The sequence below is a fragment of the Sphingomonas sp. genome (genome assembly GCF_017744835.1).
GTDB lineage: Bacteria > Pseudomonadota > Alphaproteobacteria > Sphingomonadales > Sphingomonadaceae > Sphingomonas.
Map to the genome: position 1 here is coordinate 684,904 of NZ_JAGIAM010000003.1, position 19,847 is coordinate 704,750.

Annotated in this window: 19 protein-coding genes; 9 read left to right on the forward strand and 10 right to left on the reverse strand. The window is 67.7% G+C overall.

Annotated features, from left to right (window positions below):
- Positions 1 to 68: 68 nt before the first annotated feature.
- From J7500_RS11100 to J7500_RS11120, 5 genes are all read right to left on the reverse strand, one after another.
- Entirely contained in the window at positions 69 to 551 is a 483-nt protein-coding gene (locus tag J7500_RS11100) for a glutathione peroxidase (protein WP_294061770.1), read from the reverse strand.
- Positions 548 to 1,144: a GNAT family protein gene (locus J7500_RS11105; protein ID WP_294061771.1), complete on the reverse strand. Its 597-nt coding sequence runs from the start codon at positions 1,142 to 1,144 to the stop codon at positions 548 to 550. Before J7500_RS11105 ends, J7500_RS11100 begins: the two co-directional genes overlap by 4 nt.
- Positions 1,141 to 1,815: an ABC transporter ATP-binding protein gene (locus J7500_RS11110; RefSeq protein ID WP_294061772.1), complete on the reverse strand. Its 675-nt coding sequence runs from the start codon at positions 1,813 to 1,815 to the stop codon at positions 1,141 to 1,143. Before J7500_RS11110 ends, J7500_RS11105 begins: the two co-directional genes overlap by 4 nt.
- On the reverse strand, positions 1,808 to 3,058 hold the full coding sequence (locus tag J7500_RS11115; RefSeq protein ID WP_294061773.1) for a lipoprotein-releasing ABC transporter permease subunit: 1,251 nt from the start codon (positions 3,056 to 3,058) through the stop codon (positions 1,808 to 1,810). The genes J7500_RS11110 and J7500_RS11115 overlap by 8 nt, the downstream gene beginning before the upstream one ends.
- A 463-nt stretch (positions 3,059 to 3,521) precedes the next feature.
- Entirely contained in the window at positions 3,522 to 5,951 is a 2,430-nt protein-coding gene (locus tag J7500_RS11120) for a TonB-dependent receptor (protein ID WP_294061774.1), read from the reverse strand.
- A gap of 249 nt (positions 5,952 to 6,200) precedes the next feature.
- On the opposite strand from J7500_RS11120, the gene J7500_RS11125 reads away from it, so the two are divergent.
- Positions 6,201 to 6,668: an Hsp20 family protein gene (locus J7500_RS11125; protein WP_294061775.1), complete on the forward strand. Its 468-nt coding sequence runs from the start codon at positions 6,201 to 6,203 to the stop codon at positions 6,666 to 6,668.
- 83 nt (positions 6,669 to 6,751) lie between these two features.
- On the opposite strand, the gene J7500_RS11130 is transcribed toward J7500_RS11125, so the two are convergent.
- From J7500_RS11130 to secG, 3 genes are all read right to left on the reverse strand, one after another.
- Positions 6,752 to 7,414 (reverse strand): peptidylprolyl isomerase, encoded by a 663-nt coding sequence (locus J7500_RS11130; RefSeq protein WP_294061776.1) that lies wholly within the window; start codon positions 7,412 to 7,414, stop codon positions 6,752 to 6,754.
- Between the two features lie 9 nt (positions 7,415 to 7,423).
- Positions 7,424 to 9,055: a CTP synthase gene (locus tag J7500_RS11135; RefSeq protein ID WP_294061777.1), complete on the reverse strand. Its 1,632-nt coding sequence runs from the start codon at positions 9,053 to 9,055 to the stop codon at positions 7,424 to 7,426.
- 106 nt (positions 9,056 to 9,161) lie between these two features.
- Positions 9,162 to 9,566 carry a preprotein translocase subunit SecG gene (secG, locus tag J7500_RS11140; RefSeq protein ID WP_294061778.1) on the reverse strand — a complete coding sequence of 135 codons (405 nt, stop codon included), beginning with the start codon at positions 9,564 to 9,566 and terminating at the stop codon, positions 9,162 to 9,164.
- A gap of 390 nt (positions 9,567 to 9,956) precedes the next feature.
- Here secG and J7500_RS11145 point away from each other — a divergent pair, with 390 nt between their 5' ends.
- The 8 genes from J7500_RS11145 to eda all read left to right on the forward strand — a co-directional run bounded on the left by J7500_RS11145 (position 9,957) and on the right by eda (position 17,392).
- A complete protein-coding gene (locus tag J7500_RS11145) occupies positions 9,957 to 10,307 on the forward strand; it encodes a MarR family transcriptional regulator (RefSeq protein WP_294062163.1) in 351 nt (116 codons plus the stop codon).
- Positions 10,308 to 10,350: 43 nt separating this feature from the next.
- Positions 10,351 to 10,620, forward strand: coding sequence for an SH3 domain-containing protein (locus tag J7500_RS11150; protein ID WP_294061779.1), 270 nt, complete (start codon positions 10,351 to 10,353; stop codon positions 10,618 to 10,620).
- A complete protein-coding gene (gene argC / locus J7500_RS11155) occupies positions 10,617 to 11,558 on the forward strand; it encodes an N-acetyl-gamma-glutamyl-phosphate reductase (protein WP_294061780.1) in 942 nt (313 codons plus the stop codon). The genes J7500_RS11150 and argC overlap by 4 nt, the downstream gene beginning before the upstream one ends.
- Positions 11,559 to 11,679: 121 nt before the next feature.
- A complete protein-coding gene (zwf, locus tag J7500_RS11160) occupies positions 11,680 to 13,137 on the forward strand; it encodes a glucose-6-phosphate dehydrogenase (protein ID WP_294061781.1) in 1,458 nt (485 codons plus the stop codon).
- Between the two features lie 48 nt (positions 13,138 to 13,185).
- On the forward strand, positions 13,186 to 13,893 hold the full coding sequence (gene pgl / locus J7500_RS11165; protein WP_294061782.1) for a 6-phosphogluconolactonase: 708 nt from the start codon (positions 13,186 to 13,188) through the stop codon (positions 13,891 to 13,893).
- Positions 13,893 to 15,716 carry a phosphogluconate dehydratase gene (edd, locus tag J7500_RS11170; RefSeq protein ID WP_294061783.1) on the forward strand — a complete coding sequence of 608 codons (1,824 nt, stop codon included), beginning with the start codon at positions 13,893 to 13,895 and terminating at the stop codon, positions 15,714 to 15,716. Before pgl ends, edd begins: the two co-directional genes overlap by 1 nt.
- A 102-nt stretch (positions 15,717 to 15,818) precedes the next feature.
- Complete coding sequence (gene glk, locus J7500_RS11175; protein ID WP_294061784.1) at positions 15,819 to 16,787, forward strand: glucokinase; 969 nt, start codon at positions 15,819 to 15,821, stop codon at positions 16,785 to 16,787.
- Positions 16,788 to 16,801: 14 nt separating this feature from the next.
- Positions 16,802 to 17,392 (forward strand): bifunctional 4-hydroxy-2-oxoglutarate aldolase/2-dehydro-3-deoxy-phosphogluconate aldolase, encoded by a 591-nt coding sequence (gene eda / locus J7500_RS11180; protein WP_294062164.1) that lies wholly within the window; start codon positions 16,802 to 16,804, stop codon positions 17,390 to 17,392.
- Between the two features lie 134 nt (positions 17,393 to 17,526).
- Here eda and mltG read toward each other — a convergent pair whose 3' ends face one another.
- Together mltG and fabF are read right to left on the reverse strand one after the other, a co-directional pair.
- Positions 17,527 to 18,456, reverse strand: a complete 930-nt coding sequence (gene mltG, locus J7500_RS11185; RefSeq protein WP_294061785.1) for an endolytic transglycosylase MltG — start codon at positions 18,454 to 18,456, stop codon at positions 17,527 to 17,529.
- 67 nt (positions 18,457 to 18,523) lie between these two features.
- Positions 18,524 to 19,783 (reverse strand): beta-ketoacyl-ACP synthase II, encoded by a 1,260-nt coding sequence (gene fabF / locus J7500_RS11190; protein ID WP_294061786.1) that lies wholly within the window; start codon positions 19,781 to 19,783, stop codon positions 18,524 to 18,526.
- Between the last annotated feature and the right edge of the window lie 64 nt (positions 19,784 to 19,847).

Genomic DNA, 19,847 nt, shown 5'->3' on the forward strand with positions numbered 1-19,847 from the left:
TTTTGCAAGCGTTTCTTCGGGGCAAGAGCTTCTTCGGGGCAGGAGTTCGGGACCCCCATGCGCCGTCCCTACAGGAGCGCCTCGATATCGGCCTCGATCGCGCTGGGCGCCGTGGTCGGCGCGTAGCGGCGGACCACCCTGCCCTGGCGGTCCACGAGGAACTTGGTGAAGTTCCACTTGATCGCCTTCGATCCGAGCAGCCCCGGCGCCTCACGCTTCAGATGCGCGAACAGCGGCGCTTCGTCAGCGCCGTTGACGTCGACCTTGGCGAAGATCGGGAAGCTCACGTCATAGGTGAGCGAGCAGAAGTTCGCGATCTCCTCCGCGTCGCCCGGCTCCTGCGCGCCGAACTGGTTGCACGGGAAGGCGAGCACCGAGAAGCCGCGCGCATGATGGCGGCGATACAGCGCCTCGAGCTCGGCATATTGCGGCGTGAAGCCGCATTTGGAGGCGGTGTTGACGATCAGCAGCACCTGTCCGGCAAAGGGCGCGAGAGTCGTTTCCTCGGAGGCTCCCGGCCGGGCGACCGGAATTTCGGTGATCGCAGTCATGCAGCTTCCCCGTCGTAGCGCGCCATCAGCAGCTCGATGTTCCGCCGGACGCCCGGCCATTCGTGCGCGATGATCGAATAGACGACGCTATCGCGCAGATGCCCCTTGAGGATCAGGTGCCCGCGCAGCACCCCATCCATCCGCGCGCCCAGTCGTTCGATTGCCCGGCGCGACGCGTGGTTGAGGAAGTCGGTGCGGATCTGGACGCAATTGACGCCCAGCACCTCAAAGGCATGGCGGAGGAGCATGTACTTGGCCTCGGTATTGAGGCCGGTTCGCTGGACGCGGGGCGCGTAGAGCGTGCCGCCAATCTCGACGCGGCGATGCTGCTCGCTCATCCGCATGAGCCGCGTGGTGCCCGAGACGCGCCCTTCGGCATCGAGCACCGTGAAGGGCAAACCGCGGCCGGCCCTATGCTCTCCCTCGATCCGGTCCAGCCAGCCGTCGATCGTATCGGCATCGGGCACCGTGGTGTGAAACAGGTGGTGCAGCCCCTCGAAGGCAGCGAGCAGCGCCGCGCGATCCTCGCGAACCATCGGGCGCAATGTGACGTGGCGGCCCGAGAGCGTCGGCGTCTCGGTCCACACGCTCATTCGAGATGGCCGTCGTGGAGCCGGACGATGCGGTCCATGCGGGCCGCCAGTCGCTCATTGTGCGTCGCCACCAGCGCGGCCGAGCCTTCGGTGCGCACCAGCTTGAGGAACTCGTCGAACACCCGATCCGAGGTCGCCTCGTCGAGATTGCCGGTGGGTTCGTCTGCGAGCACCAGCGCGGGCCGGTTCGCCAGCGCACGCGCCACGGCGACGCGCTGCTGCTCGCCGCCCGAAAGCTGGTTCGGCCGGTGCGTCAGCCGGTCGCCGAGCCCGAGCGCGGTGAGCAGCTGCTCGGCGCGGGTGTCGGCGGCGGCGCGCTCGGCGCCGCGGATCATCTGCGGCAGCACGACATTCTCGATCGCGTTGAAATCGGGCAGCAGATGGTGGAACTGATAGACGAAGCCCAGGCTGTCGCGCCGCACTTCGGTGCGCCCGCCCGAGGGAAGCTGCGACGCTTCCTTGCCGGCGATGCGGATCGAGCCTTCGAACCCGCCCTCGAGCAGCCCGACTGCCTGGAGCAGGGTCGACTTGCCCGACCCGGAGGGGCCGAGCAGCGCGACGATCTCGCCGGGCTGCACGTCGAGATCGACGCCGCGCAGCACATGGATGACGGCCTCACCCTGTCTGAAGCTGCGCTTGAGGCCGCGCGTCTGGAGGATCGGCTCACTCATAGCGCAGCACCTGCACTGGATCGGTGCTCGCGGCCTTCCAGGCCGGGTAGAGCGTCGCGAGGAAGGCGAAGAGCAGCGCCATCACGCAGATGCCGATCGTCTCGAACGGATCGGTCTTCGCCGGAAGCTCGGTGAGGAAGCGCATCGAAGGGTCCCATATCTGCTGACCGGTCACGAGGCCGATGAGCTGCACCACCTGCGCGCGGAAAGTGATGAACAGGAAGCCGAGCACGGTGCCGGCCGCCACGCCCAGCCCGCCGATCGTGGTGCCGACGGTCACGAAGATGCGCATCAGCCCGCCGCGCGTGGCGCCCATCGTGCGCAGCACCGCGATGTCGCGCGTCTTGGAGCGCACCAGCATGATCAGCGACGAGACGATGTTGAACGACGCGACCACCAGGATGATCGAGAGGATGGTGAAGGAGACGATCCGGTCCACCGCTAGCGCCTCGAACAGTTCGCGGTTCATCTGGCGCCAGTCGGTGATCTGGCCGACGCCCTGCACCTTGTCGTTGAGCGGCGCGATGATCTGCTGGACGCGATCGGGGTCCACGGTGTCGATCTCGACCATGCTCACCGCGTCGCCTAGGAGCAGCAGCGTCTGCGCATCCTCGATCGGCATGATCACGAAGATCTGGTCGAAGTCATAGACGCCGACCTCGAAGATCGCAGTCACGGTGTAGCTCACCGTGCGGAACATGGTGCCGAAGGGTGTGCTGCTGCCCGCCGGGTTGATGATCGTGATCTTGCTGCCGATGGTCGCGCCCAGCTTCTCGGCGAGCCGCGATCCGATCGCCACCTGCTCCTGCCCCGGCTGGAGCCTGGCGAGCGAGCCGAGCACTTCCTTGCCTTTGAGCGTCGGATTGTTGCGGATGTCCTCGACGCGCATGCCGCGGACCTGGGCGAACTCGACTCGCCCGCCGAGGCTGGCGAACAGCGGCTGCTCGATCAGCGGCGTGGCGCTGGTCACGCCCGGGGTTGCCTTCGCCTGCGCGACGATGTCACGCCAGTTGCGGAGCTGGCCGCCATAGCCCTGGACCACGGCGTGGCCGTTGAGCCCGGTGATCTTGTCGAAGAGCTCGGCGCGGAAGCCGTTCATGACGCTCATCACGACGATCAGCGCCGCGACGCCGAGCATGACGGCGACAAGGCTGAACCCTGCGACGACGGCGATGAACGCCTCGCTGCGGCCCGGCAGCAGATAGCGGCGGGCGATCATTCGCTCGTAGCGTGAAATTAGCATTGCGGCCGGTGCTGTCCTGACATGGATGCTTGGCGCAAGCTCTAGGCAAGGCCGGGGGTGCTGGCAATGGCGGCGCGCTCTGCCGCGTGTTTCGGCCATGTTGCCGATTGGACACAGGGTCGCGCCAAACTGGAGTCATCTGGCGTTAATCCGGTGACAAAAGCGGCCCGGCGACGTAGCACGGCCCCCGTCGAAACGCAGGCAGCAAATGGCCGTGGTTCGGGGAGGGCTTCTGCCCCGCTCGTAGGCAAGTACGAGCGTGCGGGCGAGGCCTTTACAAGGGGGCTGACGAGCAGTCGTCACGCAGGCGCCCGGGCTGGAAACAGCCCGGGCGTTTGCCGTTTCCAGGCCCCGCACTCTCCCCGCAATCCCAATTCCGCAATTCCGAACGAAGAAGGGAGGCGGTGCGGGCGCCGCCTCCCTTCCCCCAACGTCCCCCGGCCATGGCGGGACGCTAGTCCGTTCAGAACGACTTGCTGATCGTGAGTCCCCAGGTCCGGGGATCGCCGGGCTGGCCGATGATCAGCCCGGTGCTGCCCGACTGGACCGAGAGCAGCTCGAAATACTTCTCGTCGAACGCGTTGCGGATCCAGGCGAAGATGTTGAGATCGTCCTTGCGGTAGCCCAGCCGGAAGTTGGACAGCGAATAGCCGTCGATCCAGGTGTAGGCCGAAGGCGACGGGTTGGACGAGAAGCGCGAGCGGTAGTTGCCGTCGTAGCCCAGGTAGACCTGCCCGCCGTCGCTCACCGGCAGATTATATTCGCCGCCGTAGGAGAAGGCCCATTTGGAGATGCCGGGCAGCGACTGGCCCGAGATGTTGCAGAACGGCAGGCTGGCGCCCGGCGTGCCTGCAGGCGCGGGGGTGCCGACGACGTTGCCGTTGCCGTCCACCGGCAGCGCAGTGCCGCCGGCGAGCTCGGGCGGGCACGGCGCGTCGCGGAAGCGGGCGTATTTGGCGTCGGTGAAGGCGCCGTTGACGTAGAAATTGAACCGCGGGCTCGGGCGGAAGCTGCTGTCGAACTCGACGCCGCGGACGCGGACCTTCTCGGCATTGGCGAGATAGCCGCGGATCACGCCGAGCTGGCCGTTGGTGACGGTCGCCTGATAATCGTCGATCTCGGTCCAGAAGCCGGCGAGGTTGAAGGTCGCGCGCCGGTCGAGGAACTGGGTCTTGAGGCCCAGCTCGAAGTGATTGACCTTCTCGGGCTTCACCGTCGCCGCGCTGAGGATCGGGTTGTTGCTCGCGTCGAGCGGGAGGCCCGAGAGGTTGATGCCGCCCGATTTGAAGCTGCGCGCATAGGTCGCATAGGCATGGACGTCCGGCGACAGGTCGTAGGAGAGCGTCAGGTCGCCCGAGACGTTCCAGTCGCTGAACCGCGGCTCGTAGCTCTGCGGGGCGAGCACGCCGCGCTGGTCCGAATTGAGCGTGGTGCTGCCGGTGCCGGTCGTCACCGTCGCGATGTAGGAGCCGCTCTTCTTGTCATAATTGACGCGGAGACCCGGTTGGATGTGAAAGCCGTCGATCAGCTCCCAGTTGAGCTTGCCGAACACCGCGAAGCTGGTGTTGTCGAAGCCGATATCGTTGGTCGAGGTGAGCCCGTTGAGCACCGCGGGGTTCTGGGCGTTGGCGCTGGTCGGGTTGAGCAGCCAGCGGCTCGCCGCCGGGCCCTGGACCTGCGAGCCCTGGGTGTCGATCGTCTGGTGGAAGAAGAAGGCGCCGAGCGTGTAGTCGAGCCGCCCTCCGCCGTTCGACGCGATCCGCAGCTCCTGCGAGAATTGCTTCTGTTGCGACGGGTTCTGCGAGACCGTGGTGATCGGCAGGCCGGTGAAGTCGCGGTCGTTGGCGGGCTGCCAGTCCCAATAGCGCCACGCGGTCACCGACGTGATCGTCGCGCCGCCGACGTCCCAATTGCCGACCAACGAGGCGCCGCCGATCTCCTGGCGCGAATTGAGGTCGGCATCGAGATCGGTCTTGCGGTCGAACGGGTCGGTGCTCGGCGGCGCGTAGCCGAAGGCAGCGGCGAGCGTCGCATATTGGCGGTTGAGCGGCCGCTGCGTCGCGCCGACGCGCGCGTAATATTGCACGCAGCACAAGGGATTCTGGCGGCTGAAGTCGCCCGAGAGCGTGAGATCGAGGTTGCCGGTCGGCTTCCACAGCAGCTGCCCACGGACGCCGAAATTGCGCTGGCGGTGCAGGTCCTCACCGGTGCGGACATTCTCGATCGTGCCGCGGCGATAGGTGCCCGAGGTCGAGAGGCGGAAGGCCAGGTCGTCGGTCAGCGGCGCCGACACCGAGGACTTGGCCTGGAGGAAGTCATAGTTGCCGACGCTCAGCTCGACGCGCGCCTCGGGCGTGAAGCTGGGCGCGCGGGTGGTGATGTTGACGGCGCCGGCGGTGGTGTTCTTGCCGTAGAGCGTGCCCTGCGGCCCGCGCAGCACCTCGACGCGCTCGACGTCGACGAAGTCGAAGGTCGAGGCGCCGACGCGGCCGATGTAGACGCCGTCGACATAGAAGCCGACGCCCTGCTCGATGCCGTCATTGGTGAGGCCGAACGGCGCGCCGAGGCCGCGGATGTTGATCGCCGAGTTGCGCGGGTTGCTCGAATAGAATTGCAGCGCCGGCTGCGATTGCTGGAGCCGGTTGGTGTTGAACGCTCCGCTGTCGGAAAGCTGTTCGCCGGTGATGACCGAGACCGCGATCGGCACTTCCTGCACGCGCTCCTGGCGGCGGCGCGCCGTGACGACGATGTCCCCGGACTGGCCGTCGTCTTCAGCCGCCGCACCGACTTCGTCCGCGGGCACGACGACCGGCACGGGATCGGGCGCCCGAACCGACTCGGTCCCCGGCGCGGTGCTCGCAAGCAGCGCAAGCGTCAGCGAAGAAAGGCTCATCTCGATAAATTCCCCTAGATCGCCGGCTCCTGAATTCCCACCGACAAGATGGAGTTTAGATTCAATTCCTACCGAGTTGAAGGGATTTGCGCTTGCGAACCGCAAACCAGAACTATCCGCGGCTTGAAATCCGATGCGCCGCTACCCAAATCCGTGTCGCGTGCGGTGCCTGAGAGGGCCGCGCGAAATCCGGCGCCACGGCGCTCCGGGTGCCGGACGACATTCAATTTGCTCTTAGGAGGATTTGAAATGCGTCAGTTTGACTTCACGCCCTTCCGCCGCTCGACCATCGGCTTCGACCGGCTGTTCGACTTGCTCGAAGCCAGCGCGCGCCAGGCGAGCAGCGAGAATTATCCCCCGTTTAACCTCGAGCGCCTCGCCGAGGACCGGTATCGGATCACGCTGGCGGTCGCGGGCTTCAAGCCCGACGAGATCGACGTGACCGCGCAGCAGAACCTGCTCCTGGTCTCGGGCAAGAAGCGCGAGGAGAACGAGAACAACCCGGGCTCCTACCTGCATCTGGGCATCGCCAACCGCAGCTTCGAGCGACGCTTCGAGCTCGCCGACTTCGTGCGCGTCGAGCAGGCCGACCTTGCCGACGGCCTGCTCACGATCGAGCTGGTCCGCGAAGTGCCCGAGGCAATGAAGCCCAAGAAGATCCCGGTGAATACCGGCAGCCAGCAGGCGGCGGCGATCGAGCACCGCAGTGCGGCCTAGAAGCGACCACGGCTAGCGGCGCTTTGCTCCCTTTGGGTGCCGCAGCGGAGAGCGCCTGGACCCCGGTCCGGGCGCTCTTTGCTTTACGGGCGCGCGGGCAATCCCAGCAGCCAGGGCTTGGGTCCGCCGGTCGGCCGCGGCGTGCCGTCTAGCCGCTCGGCGCGCAGGATCCTGACCGGCGGCAGGATCATCTGGCCGCGCATGGGACCCCTGCCCCCGCCCGTCGGCTTGGCGAGGATGCGCCGCACCACGTCCATCCCCGAGACCACGCGCCCGAAGGCCGCATAGCCGCGATTGGGGCCGCGCGCGTCGAGCGACGGGTTGTCGCCGACCATGATCGAGAAATTGCCCGTGGCCGAATCCGGGTTGCTGCCGTGCGCCATCGAGACGACGCCATCCAGATGCCGGATCCCGGTGACGTTGGTCTGCTCGAGCGGCGGTGACGGGAGGATCCGGCGCGCGTCGGTGCCGATGCCGCCCTGGATGAAGCCGAACCTGGGATCGGCCTTGCGGCGCGAGGCACGGTAGAATTCGGTGCCGTCGAGCCGTCCGTCATCGACATAGGCGAGGAAGTTCGCCGTAGTTTTAGGCGCACGCTTCGCGTCGAGCGCGAGCACGATGTTGCCCTGCGACGTGACGATCCGCACGCGGACCATGCCCGGGATCGGCCGCGACTGCGGCGTTCCCGGTGCCGCGCCAGTCAGCGCGACGAGCGCCAGCGCGCCCAGCAGCGTCCGCCGCAGCATGGCGCCCCCTCAGACCAGCCGCGAGTGCTTGACCGCCGCCTCGATGAAGCTGGCGAACAGCGGGTGCGGATCGAAGGGCTTGGACTTGAGCTCGGGATGGAACTGCACGCCGACGAACCAGGGATGATCAGGCCGCTCGACAATCTCGGGAAGCGAGCCGTCGGGCGACATGCCCGAGAAGACGAGGCCGCCCTGCTCCAGCACGTCCTTGTAGTGCGTGTTCACTTCGTAGCGATGGCGGTGCCGCTCGCTGATCTCGCCCGAGCCGTAGATCGAGGCGACCACGCTGTTGCCCGCGAGCTTGGCCGGATAGGCGCCGAGCCGCATCGTGCCGCCCAGATCGCCACCTTCCTCGCGCTTCTGCAGGCCCTCGGCGGTCATCCATTCGGTGATCATGCCGACCACCGGCTCCTCGGTCGGGCCGAACTCGGTGGTCGAGGCATTGGCGATGCCGCCGGCGCGGACACCTTCGATGCACGCCATCTGCATGCCGAGGCAGATGCCGAAGAACGGCACGTTGCGCTCGCGCGCGAAGCGGACGCCGGCGATCTTGCCCTCGCTGCCGCGCTCGCCGAAGCCGCCCGGCACCAGGATGCCGTGCATCGGCTCGAGCTGCGAGGCGATTTCTTCCTCGTCCTTCTCGAACAGCTCGGCGTCGAGCCAGCGGATGTTGACCTTCACCTGGTTGGCGATGCCGCCATGGACCAGCGCCTCGTGGAGCGACTTATAGGCATCGGGGACGCCCATATATTTGCCGACCACGCCGATCGTGACCTCGCCCTCGGGATTCTCGAGCCGGCGGACGATATTGTCCCAGCGGTCGAGCCGGGGCGGCTCGCCGGGATCGATGCCGAAGGCCTTGAGCACTTCGACGTCCAGCCCCTCGCGGTGATACTGGAGCGGCACGGCGTAGATGCTCTTTGCATCGAGCGCGGGAATGACGGCCGATGCGGGGACGTTGCAGAATTGCGCGATCTTGGCGCGCTCGCCCGCGGGCAGGTCGCGCTCCGAGCGGCACACCAGCACGTCGGGCTGGACGCCGAGCGCCGCGAGCTCGCGCACGCTGTGCTGGGTCGGCTTGGTCTTGAGCTCGCCCGCCGCCGCGATGAACGGGACCAGTGTGACGTGGATGCTGACGGTCTGGCCGCGGCCGAGGTCGTTGCGGAGCTGGCGGATCGCCTCGATGAAGGGCAGCGACTCGATGTCGCCCACCGTGCCGCCGATCTCGCAGAGCACGAAATCGAGGTCGTCGGTCTCGTCCTGCGCGAACGCCTTGATCGCATCGGTGACGTGCGGGATCACCTGGACGGTGGCGCCCAGATAGTCGCCGCGGCGCTCGCGCTCGATGATCGTCTTGTAGATCCGGCCCGACGTGACGTTGTCCGACTGGCGCGAGGCGACGCCGGTGAAGCGCTCGTAATGGCCGAGGTCGAGATCGGTCTCGGCGCCGTCGTCGGTGACATAGACCTCACCATGCTGGTGCGGCGACATCGTGCCGGGATCGACGTTGAGATAGGGATCGAACTTGCGGATGCGGACTCGATAGCCACGAGCCTGGAGCAGAGCCGCGAGGCTCGCTGCCATGAGACCCTTGCCGAGCGAGGAGACCACGCCGCCGGTGATGAAGATGTACCGCGCCATGGGAGAGAACGCCTAACGTGTTTGAACGCGCGCCGACAAGCACCCGAATCCGGGTCGGCGCATAAATTTTGGTCAAGCCCCGGCGAAATCCGGAGCCGCGAAGCGCTTATTGCGCGAGCGGGACCTGCGAATTGGCAGGCGCGGCCGCATTGGCGGGCGCCGCGGCCGGAGCCGTGGCATTGCCCTGCGCGCCGCCGAACGGAACCGCACCCGGCGCCGCGGTCGGAAGCGCGGCGGGAGCCGCGGCCGCCGGAGCGCGCTGCAGCGTGGTGTCGATCTCGCTCGAGTGGCGAGTCGCCGCGAGCACCGCGAGGAAGATGCTCATCGCGATGAACAGCGTCGCGAGGATCGCAGTCGAGCGCGTGAGGAAGTCCGCCGCGCCGCGCGCGGACATCAGGCCGGAGGGGCTGCCGCCGGTCGTGAGGCCGCCGCCTTCCGACTTCTGCAGAAGGATCACGGTCACGAGAAGCGCCGCGATGATGGCTTGGACGACGAGCAGGAAAGTGAACATTTATGCCGGACCTGTTGAGAAAGCGGCGACATAGGGGAGCGGGCCCGCGCGATCAACCTGAGTCTGCCCGAAGCATCGTCCCGGGGGCGGAAGTTGACAAAGTGGACACCCCGACGCGGGCGCACGCGCGCGAGACGGAACGATGGTCAGCATGAGAAAGGACGTCCGCGCCTTGGTTCGGGCGAAATCCTATTTTGCAAGAGCAGGCCAGCGCCGATTTGCCTGCTCCGGCGCGCGATCGGCGGAGCCGCGATCGGCACCGCGGCAGGCGCCGCAAAACAATGCTGTAACATTTCGCCAACGCACTGAAACCGGAAGCTTCCGCCTGCGTTACTGATATTGATCCCGGCAAGCGCGGGTCGCAGCGGATGAGTTGGTGCCGTGAACGCGATGATGGACCAGTCCCTGTCGTCCTGGAAGAACACTCTGATCGACTATGTGCGATCGGGCGAGCCCGACCTCACCAATCGTCAGATGGCGCTGCTGCTCCTTGTTTATCTCGATCCGGGGCCCCATACGGTGCGTGGACTGGCGCGCGCGCTGAATGTTTCGAAGCCTGTCGTCACGCGCGCCTTGAATCGTCTGGGCACGCTCGGCTATCTGCGCCGCCAACGCGACGATACCGACAAGCGGAACATCTTCGTCGCCCGCACACCTGAAGGGGCTGATTTTCTTGCAGAATTCGGGCATTTCCTCGCTGGCGACAACCTCGAGCCAGCCGCCCGCCGGGCCAACGCGTAAGCGATTTTCGCTCAAGGGCCGTTCCGCGACCTTCGATCCGCGAGTGGATGCGGTCCGCCGCGACCTGGCCGACGTGCGCCTGGCCGAGCGCGTCTTCGCCCCGCATTATGCCGCGCCGATGCCGCGCGCGCTCGTCCGCGGCGTGGCGCTGCGCGCGTCCCGCGACGCCGATTCCGAAGTGCTGGCGCAGCTGCAGCAGGGCGACCTGTTCGAAGTGCTCGAATTCGCCGGAGGCAACGCCTGGGGCGTGGCACCGGGCGCCGGACTGGTCGGCTATGTCGACGCCGATGCGCTGCACGAGACCGCGCAGTGAGCGTCCGCGTCTTCATCGACGGCGCCGTCGGCACGACCGGGCTCGAGATCCGCGAGCGGCTGGAGGGCCGTTCGGAGCTGGAGCAGATCATCCTGGCGGACGCCGACCGCAAGGACCCGAAGAAGCGCGAGGATGCGCTCAATTCGGCCGACTTCGTGATCCTGTGCCTGCCCGACGACGCCGCGCGCGAGGCAGTCGAGATGATTCGCAACGATCGCGTCCGCGTGATCGACGCGTCGACCGCGCACCGCGTCGCGCCCGACTGGGTCTATGGCTTTGCCGAGCTCGAGCCCGGCCAGATGGCCGCTATCGCCGAGGCATCGCGCGTGAGCAATCCGGGCTGCTACCCCACCGGCTTCCTGGCGCTGGTACGCCCGCTGGTGCGCGCGGGGCTCGTGCCGCACGACCATCCGCTGAGCGTCAATGCGATCTCGGGCTATTCGGGCGGCGGCAAGAGCATGATCGCCGACTTCGAGGACGCGCAGGCGCCGGGCCATACCGAGACCGCGTTCCGGACCTATGGCCTGGGCCTCGCCCACAAGCATGTGCCCGAGATGCAGAAGCACGCGCGGATCGAGCATCCTCCGATCTTCCTGCCCGCGGTAGCGCGCACCTATCGCGGCATGATCGTCGAAGTGCCGCTGCCGCTCCACGTCTTCACGCGGCGCCCGTCGATCGAGGCGCTCGAGAACGCGCTGCGCGAGGCGTACAAGGATTGCCCGCTGATCCGCGTGCTGCCGGGCGATGCCGCCACGGTGACGCTGGAGGAGGATGCGGGGACCGACCGACTGTCGCTGCGGGTGTTCGGCAATGCCGAGACCGGCCAGGCGCGCATGGTCGCGACGCTCGACAATCTCGGCAAGGGTGCGGCGGGCGCTGCGGTGCAGAACCTCAACATCATGGCCGGGCTCGATCCGACCGCCGGGCTGGTGCTCTAGGCAATAATCCTCGCCCGGGCGCGGGCGGATTTTGCTGCATTGCCCCACCCCGCCCTGCTGCCGCTTGATCTTTGTCGCCCTTTAGTGTCTCGGCAGGACAAACAGATCGAGAGGGCATGTGATGCACCAGCCTGTTGGCAAATTGTTGCTGTTCGGCGCGACCGGGGACCTTGCGCAGCGGATGCTGCTCCCGTCGCTCTATGCGCTCCATGCCGATGGGCTGCTTCCCGCGGGGCTGACGATCACCGGCACTGCGCGCTCCGACAAGGACGACGCGTCGTTCCGCGAATTCGCCCGCGCGGCGCTCGACCAATTCCTTCCTGCAGACCGGAAGGATGACAGCGCTGTCGGGAGCTTTCTCGAGCGGCTGAACTACCAGCCGCTCGACGCGTCGCAGATCGAGGGCTTCGCGGCGCTCAAGCACAAGCTGGGCGATATCTCGGGCGGGCTCGCGATTTTCCTTTCGACCGCACCCTGGCTGTTCGGCCCGACGATCGAGGGACTCAAGAGCGCGGGACTGACCGGCGACAATGTCCGCATCAGCCTCGAAAAGCCGCTGGGCAAGGATCTCGCCTCGAGCTGCGAGATCAACGATCTGGTCGCGGGCGCCTTCCCGGAGGACCGCACCTTCCGGATCGACCATTATCTGGGCAAGGAAACCGTCCAGAACATCCTGGCGCTGCGCTTCGGCAATTCGCTGTTCGAGCCGGTGTGGAACGCGCAGGGGATCGACCATGTCCAGATCACCGTCTCCGAGACGGTGGGCCTGGAGGGCCGCGCGGGCTTCTACGACGAGACCGGCGCGCTGCGGGACATGGTGCAGAACCACATGCTCCAGCTGCTCGCGCTGATCGCGATGGAGCCCCCTGCCCGCTTCGACGGCACTGCGATCCGCGACGAGAAGGTCAAGGTGCTGCGCTCGCTGCGCAAGATCACCGCGGCCGACGCGCCGCACCTCACCGTGACGGGCCAGTATGGCGGCGGCGCAGTGAAGGGCGAGATCGTCCGCGATTATGCGACCGACCTGGGGCAGCCCTCGAACACCGAGACCTTCGTCGCGATCAAGGCGCACATCGACAACTGGCGCTGGCACGGCGTCCCCTTCTACCTGCGCACCGGCAAGCGCATGGGCGAGCGGCGCTCGGAGATCGTGATCCAGTTCAAGCCGGTGCCGCACTCGATGTTCGAGGACCGCGGCGGCCATCTCCAGCCGAACACGCTGGTGATCCGGCTGCAGCCCGAGGAATATATCCAGCTGCTCGTCATGGCGAAGCAACCCGGGCTCGACCGCGAAGGCATCCGCCTGCGCGAAGTGCCGCTCAACCTCAGCCTCGACACCGAGTTCGCCGGCACGCGCCGCCGCATCGCCTATGAGCGGCTGCTACTCGACCTGATCGAAGGCGACCCGACGCTGTTCGTCCGGCGCGACGAAGTCGAGGCGCAATGGGAATGGGTCGACGCGATCCGCGCGGGCTGGGATGCGCAGGACATGAAGCCCCGCCCCTATGCTTCGGGCAGCTGGGGCCCCTCGGCGGCGATCGCGCTCACCGAGCGCGACGGCGTGACGTGGAACGAATAGCCGCCCCGCCCCATATGATTTCGAGAACCCACCAGAGCAGGAGCTACAATGACCACTGAGATCGAATGGTGGGACTATGACGACGCCGACGAGATGGCCGAGGCGGTCGCGGGCGACGTGCAGTTCATCATCGAGAGCGCGATCGACGCGCGCGGCGCCGCGGTGATCGCGCTGGCGGGCGGCAAGACTCCGCTGCCGATCTACGAGAAGCTCGCCAAGGCCAAGCTCGACTGGAAGCGCGTGACGATCGTGCCCGGCGACGACCGCATCGTGCCGCTGGGCGACCCGCTGTCGAACGTCACTGCGATCGGCAAGGTCTTCATCCCCAAGGGCGCGCGGGTGATCCCGCTGGTGAGCGACAAGGCCCCCGACTACAAGGCGGCGGGCCGCTCGGCCGATGCGCTGCTGCAGGACGTGCACTGGCCGCTCGACCTCTGCCTGCTCGGCGTGGGCGGCGACGGGCATTGCGCGTCGATCTTCCCGGGCCCGGACTATGACGAGGCGCTCAACGGCCCGCGCGAGCGCCGCGCGCTGGGCGTGATGCCCGATCCGCTGCCGCCCGAGGCGCCCGTCGCGCGCGTGACGCTCAGCCGCGCCGCGATCGTCTCGGCCCGCGCGCTGATGATCGCAGTCACCGGCCAGGCCAAGCGCGACGTGCTCGAGGCCGCGATCGAACAGGGGGCCTCGTCCAACTATCCGGTCGGCCGCGTCCTCGCCGACGTCGAGCTGCCGGTCGACATCCACTGGAGCGCCTGATGGCCAATCTTCACGCCGAAATCGCCGCCGTCACTGATCGCATCATCGAGCGGTCGAAGCCGAAGCGCGCCGCCTATCTCGACCTGATCCGCCGCGAGCTGGAATCGGGCGCGGACCGGCCCAAGCTCGGCTGCGCCAACCTGGCGCACGCCTATGCCGGCACCGACGAGCAGCGCGACCTGATGAAGCCGGCGAACCGGATGAACATCGGGATCGTCACCTCGTACAACGACATGCTCTCGGCGCACGCGACCTATTATCGCTACCCCGAGCAGATGAAGGTCTGGGCGCTCGAGGCCGGCGCCACCGCGCAGGTGGCGGGCGGCGTGCCGGCGATGTGCGACGGCGTGACCCAGGGCTATTCGGGCATGGAGCTCTCGCTGTTCAGCCGCGACACGATCGCGCTGGGCACTGCGGTCGCGCTATCGCACCGCGTGTTCGAAGGCGCGGCGCTGCTCGGCATCTGCGACAAGATCGTGCCGGGACTGCTGATGGGCGCGCTGCGCTTCGGGCATCTGCCGATGGTGATGATTCCGGGTGGGCCGATGCGATCGGGGCTGGCGAACAAGGACAAGGCCGCGGTGCGCGAGGCCTATGCCGAGGGCAAGGTCGGCCGCGACGAGCTGCTCGAGGCCGAGATCGCCGCCTATCACTCCAAGGGCACCTGCACCTTCTACGGCACCGCCAATTCGAACCAGATGATGATGGAGGCGATGGGCCTCCACATGCCGGGCGCCGCCTTCGCCAATCCGGGCACCAAGCTGCGCCAGGAGCTCACCCGCGCCGCGGTCCACCGGCTCGCCGATATCGGCTGGAGCGGCAACGATTACCGCCCGATCGGCCATGTCGTCGACGAGAAGGCGATCGTGAACGCCGCGATCGTGCTGCTCGCGACGGGCGGCTCGACCAACCATCTGATCCACGTCCCCGCCTTCGCGCGTGCGGCGGGGATCGTGATCGACTGGGAGGATTTCGACCGGCTGTCGCGCGTCGTCCCGCTGCTCACGCGCGTCTATCCCAATGGCTCGGCCGACGTGAACGGCTTCGAGGACGCGGGCGGCCCGCCCTTCGTGATCCGCGAGCTGCTGCGCGGCGGGCTGATGCACGGCGACACGCTCACCGTCGCGGCCGGCGGCATGGCCGAATATGGCCGCAAGCCGCAGATCGACGACGAGGCGCTGGTGTGGAAGGACCTGCCCGCCGAGAGCGGTGACGATTCGATCGTGCGCACGATCGACGCGCCCTTCTCGCCCGAGGGCGGGTTCCGCATCCTCAAGGGCAATATCGGCCGGGCGTGCATCAAGGTCTCCGCCGTCGAGCGCGACCGCTGGACGATCGAGGCCCCTGCCCGCGTGTTCTCAGACCAGGCGGAGGTGCAGGCGGCGTTCAAGGCCGGCGAGCTCGATCGCGACGTGATCGTCGTCGTCCGCTTCCAGGGCCCCAAGGCGAACGGCATGCCCGAGCTCCACAAGCTCACGCCGCCGCTCGGCGTGCTCCAGAACCGCGGGTTCCGGGTGGCCCTGGTCACCGACGGCCGCATGTCGGGCGCGTCGGGCAAGGTCCCCGCGGCGATCCACCTCTCACCCGAGGCACTCGGCGGCGGACCGATCGGCAAGGTGCGCGACGGCGACATCATCCGGCTGGATGCCGAGGCCGGCGTGCTCGAGGCGCTGGTCGATCTCGCCGAATGGGACGCGCGCGAGCTGGCGGCCGCCCCGCCCCCGCCGCTCGGCACCGGGCGCGAGCTGTTCGCGATGATGCGCCACCACGCCGACGAGGCGGAGCTCGGCGCGTCGGCGATGCTGGCGGAAGCCGGCCTCTAGGCGAAGCGCCGCTTTACAAGCGTCACGGTTGCGGAGAGAAGGGCCGCGCGGAGGGCTGCCAACGTTGACAGGCGGCCCCCGGGGGAGAGTTTGGGAGCGTCCATGGAAGTCGTCGCAGTCGATATCGGGGGAACCCACGCGCGCTTCGCTGTGGCGGAGGTCGCGAACGGCCGCGTCGTATCGATGAGCGAGCCAGTGACCCAGAAGGTCGCCGAGCATCCGAGCCTCCAGCTCGCCTGGCAGGCCTATGGCGAAGGGCTCGGCCGTCCGATGCCGCGGGCGGCGGCGATCGCGGTCGCCTCGCCGATCGCCGGCGACGTCATCAAGCTCACCAACAATCCCTGGATCATCCGCCCGGCGCTGATCCCCGAGCGGCTGGGCGCCGAGACCTGGACGCTGGTCAACGATTTCGCCGCGATCGGCCATGCAGTCGCGCAGTTCGGCGATGATTCCTTCCAGCACCTCTGCGGGCCCGAAATCCCGCTACCCGACAAGGGCTCGATCACTGTCTGCGGACCGGGCACCGGGCTCGGCGTCGCGCAGGTCTTCCGCCACCGCGCGGGCTATGACGTGATCGCCACCGAGGGCGGTCATTCGGACTTCGCGCCGCTCGATCCGATCGAGGACGCGCTGCTCAAGCGGCTGCGCAAGACCTACAACCGCGTCTCCAAGGAGCGCGTCGTCGCAGGCCCCGCGATCGTCTCGATCTACGAAACGCTGGCCGAGATCGAGGGCAAGCCCGTGCCCCGGCTCGACGACAAGAAGATCTGGGAGCTGGCGTTCGAGGGCGAGGACAGCCTGGCGGTCGCCGCGCTCGACCGCTTCTGCCTCAGCCTCGGCGCAGTCGCGGGCGACCTTGCCCTCGCGCACGGCCCCACCGGCGTGGTGATCGCGGGCGGTCTGGGGTTGCGCCTGAAGGACCATCTGCTGCAATCGGGCTTCGGGGAACGCTTCGTCGCCAAGGGCCGGTTCCGGAACCTGATGGCGTCGATCCCCGTCAAGCTGATCACGCACCCGCAGCCGGGCCTCTATGGCGCAGCCGCGGCCTTTGCCCAGGAGCACGCCCAGTGAACATCGAAGCCATCATGCGCACCGCGCCCGTCATCCCCGTGCTGGTGATCGACGACGCCGCCCAGGCGCGCCCGCTGGCCGAGGCGCTGGTCAAGGGCGGGCTACGCGTGCTCGAAGTCACCATGCGCACCGCTGCCGCGCTCGATGCCATCCGCGAGATGAAGCAGGTCGAAGGCGCGATCGTCGGCGCGGGCACGGTGGTGAACCCCGACCAGTTCCGCCAGGTGATGGACGCCGACGTCGAGTTCATCGTCTCGCCCGGCCTCACCGAGACGCTGGCCGAGCCGATCCTCGAGAGCGGCGTTCCGTTCCTGCCCGGCATTGCGACCGCCGGCGACATCATGCGCGGGCTCGACCTGGGCCTGACGCATTTCAAGTTCTTCCCGGCCGAGACCTCGGGCGGGCTCAAGGCGCTCAAGGCGCTCGCCGCGCCCTTCTACCAGTGCAAATTCTGCCCGACCGGCGGCATCAGCGCCCAGACCGCGCCCGAGTGGCTGGCGTTCGACCCGATCCTGTGCGTCGGCGGCAGCTGGGTGACGCCCAAGGGCGCGAGCTTCGAGCAGGTCGAGGCGCTGGCGCGCGAAGCGGCGGGGCTGGGGCGGTAATTCCCTCTCCCTTTGGGAGAGGGAGGGAGCCGACATAGGCGGCGGAAGGGTGAGGATCGAAACCTGCCCTCACCCTCCCCACTCGGCTTCGCCTCGCGGGCTCCTTCCCGCTCCCACCGGGAGCGGGAGTTTGATTACATCTCCCCACGCGCGCGCCTGATGGCGTACCACTTCTGCACATTGGCGTTGTGCTGCTCGAGCGTGTCGGCGAACACATGGCCGCCGGTGCCGTCGGCGACGAAGTAGAGCGCGTTGGACGGTGCGGGATCGAGCACCGCGTCGATGCTGGCGCGGCCCGGATTGGCGATCGGGCCGATGGGTAGGCCGGTCATCGCATAGGTATTGTAGTCGTTCTTCGCGCGCACTTCCGACTGGAGGATGCGGCGGCCGAGCGGCTTGCCCCTGGTGATCGGGTAGATGATCGTCGGATCGGCATCGAGCCGCATGCCCTGCTTGAGCCGGTTGGAATAGACCGCGGCGACCATCCGGCGCTCCTGCGGCTTGCCGGTCTCCTTCTCGACGATCGAGGCGAGGATCAGCGCTTCCTGCGGCGTCTTCACTGCAATGCCCGGCTTGCGCTTCGCCCAGGCCTTGGCGAGATAGTCGTTCATCGCCTTCTGCATGCGGGCGAGAACCGCCTGGCGCGTGTCGCCGCGATTGTAGGAATAGCTGTCGGGCAGCACCGATCCCTCCGCCGGCACCTGCACGGCGCCGCCGAGCTGGGGGGCCTTCATCAGCGTCTCGTAGACGATGATCGATGGCGTGCCCTCGGGGATGGTCACGAAGCGCTGGAGCGTGCGCCCGCCCTGCATCAGCTTGAGGATGTCCGACTGGCTCAGCCGCGCGGGGATGCGATATTCGCCCGCCTTGATCGCGCCGCTGCCGCCCAGGAATTTGGAGAGCAGCACGAACTGCCGCGCCGAGCCGATCGCCCCGGCCTTCTCCAGCTCCTGCGCTGCGCGCGTGAGCGTGGCGCCTTCGGGCACCAGCACGGTCACATTGGCGCGTGCGGGCCCCGCCCCGCCCCAGAGATGGAGCACGCCCAGGATGAGGGCGAGCACCACCAGGGCCGCGACGATGATCGTGCAGCCGCCTCTCCGCCGACGCGGCGGACGAACCGGTTCGCGCGCGTCAGACAGCCTTCATCACCAGGCTGGCGTTGGTGCCGCCGAAGCCGAAGCTGTTGTTGAGCACGGCCTTGACCTTGCGCTCCTTGGCCTTGTGCGGGACCAGGTCGACGCCGGCGCAATTGTCGCTCGGATTGTCGAGGTTGAGCGTCGGCGGGACGATCTGGTCGCGCATCGCCAGGATGCAGAAGATGCTCTCCACCGCGCCGGCGCCGCCGAGCAGGTGCCCGATCGCCGACTTGGTCGAGCTCATCGAGAGCTGGCCGATGTTGTTGCCGAAGAGCTTGCGGACCGCGCCCAGCTCGAGCTCGTCGCCGAGCGGGGTCGAGGTGCCGTGGGCGTTGATATAGTCGATGTCCGACAGCTCGAGGCCCGACTTGCGCATCGCCATCTGCATCGAGCGGAACGCGCCCGAGCCCTCGGGATGCGGCGCCGTGACGTGATAGGCGTCGCCCGACAGGCCATAGCCCACCACTTCGGCATAGATCTTGGCGCCGCGGCGCTTGGCATGCTCATATTCCTCGAGCACGACCACGCCCGCACCCTCGCCCATGACGAAGCCGTCGCGGTCCTTGTCATACGGGCGGCTGCCCCGAGTGGGATCGTCGCGGAAATTGGTCGAAAGCGCGCGCGCCTGGCCGAAGCCGGCGATGCCGATCGGGCAGATCGCGCTCTCGGCGCCGCCCGCGAGCATGATGTCGGCGTCGTCCATCGCGATCATGCGCGCAGCGTCGCCGATCGAGTGGGCGCCGGTCGAGCAGGCAGTCACCACGGCATGGTTCGGGCCCATCAGACCGTATTTGATCGAGACCTGGCCCGAGATGAGGTTGATCAGGCGGCCGTGGACGAAGTGCGGCGAGACGCGCTTGGGGCCCTTCTCCGCCAGCACGAGCGATTCGCTCTCGATGCCCGGCAGGCCGCCGATGCCCGAGCCGATCGAGCAGCCGGCGCGCAGCCGCTCTTCCTCGCTCATGTCGAGCAGGCCCGCGTCCTCGATCGCCTGGCCGGCGGCGTCGATGCCATAGACGATGAACGGATCGACCTGGCGCTGGATCTTGTGATCGACGCGCTTGCCCGGATCGAAGCCGTACTCATGATCGGCCGGCTTCACTTCGCACGCATAGTTGCTCTGGAAATCGGTCGCGTCGAAGCGCGTGATCGTGGCAGCGCCCGATTTCGCGGCGATGATGTTCTTCCAGGCGGTCTCGACATCGGCACCCAGGGGGGTGACGAGCCCAAGGCCGGTCACGACTACGCGGCGCATGGCGTTTTCTCCGTCAAACTTCACTAACTTCGCGCACAGGGGGCATCGGATACGCGGGGGCCCC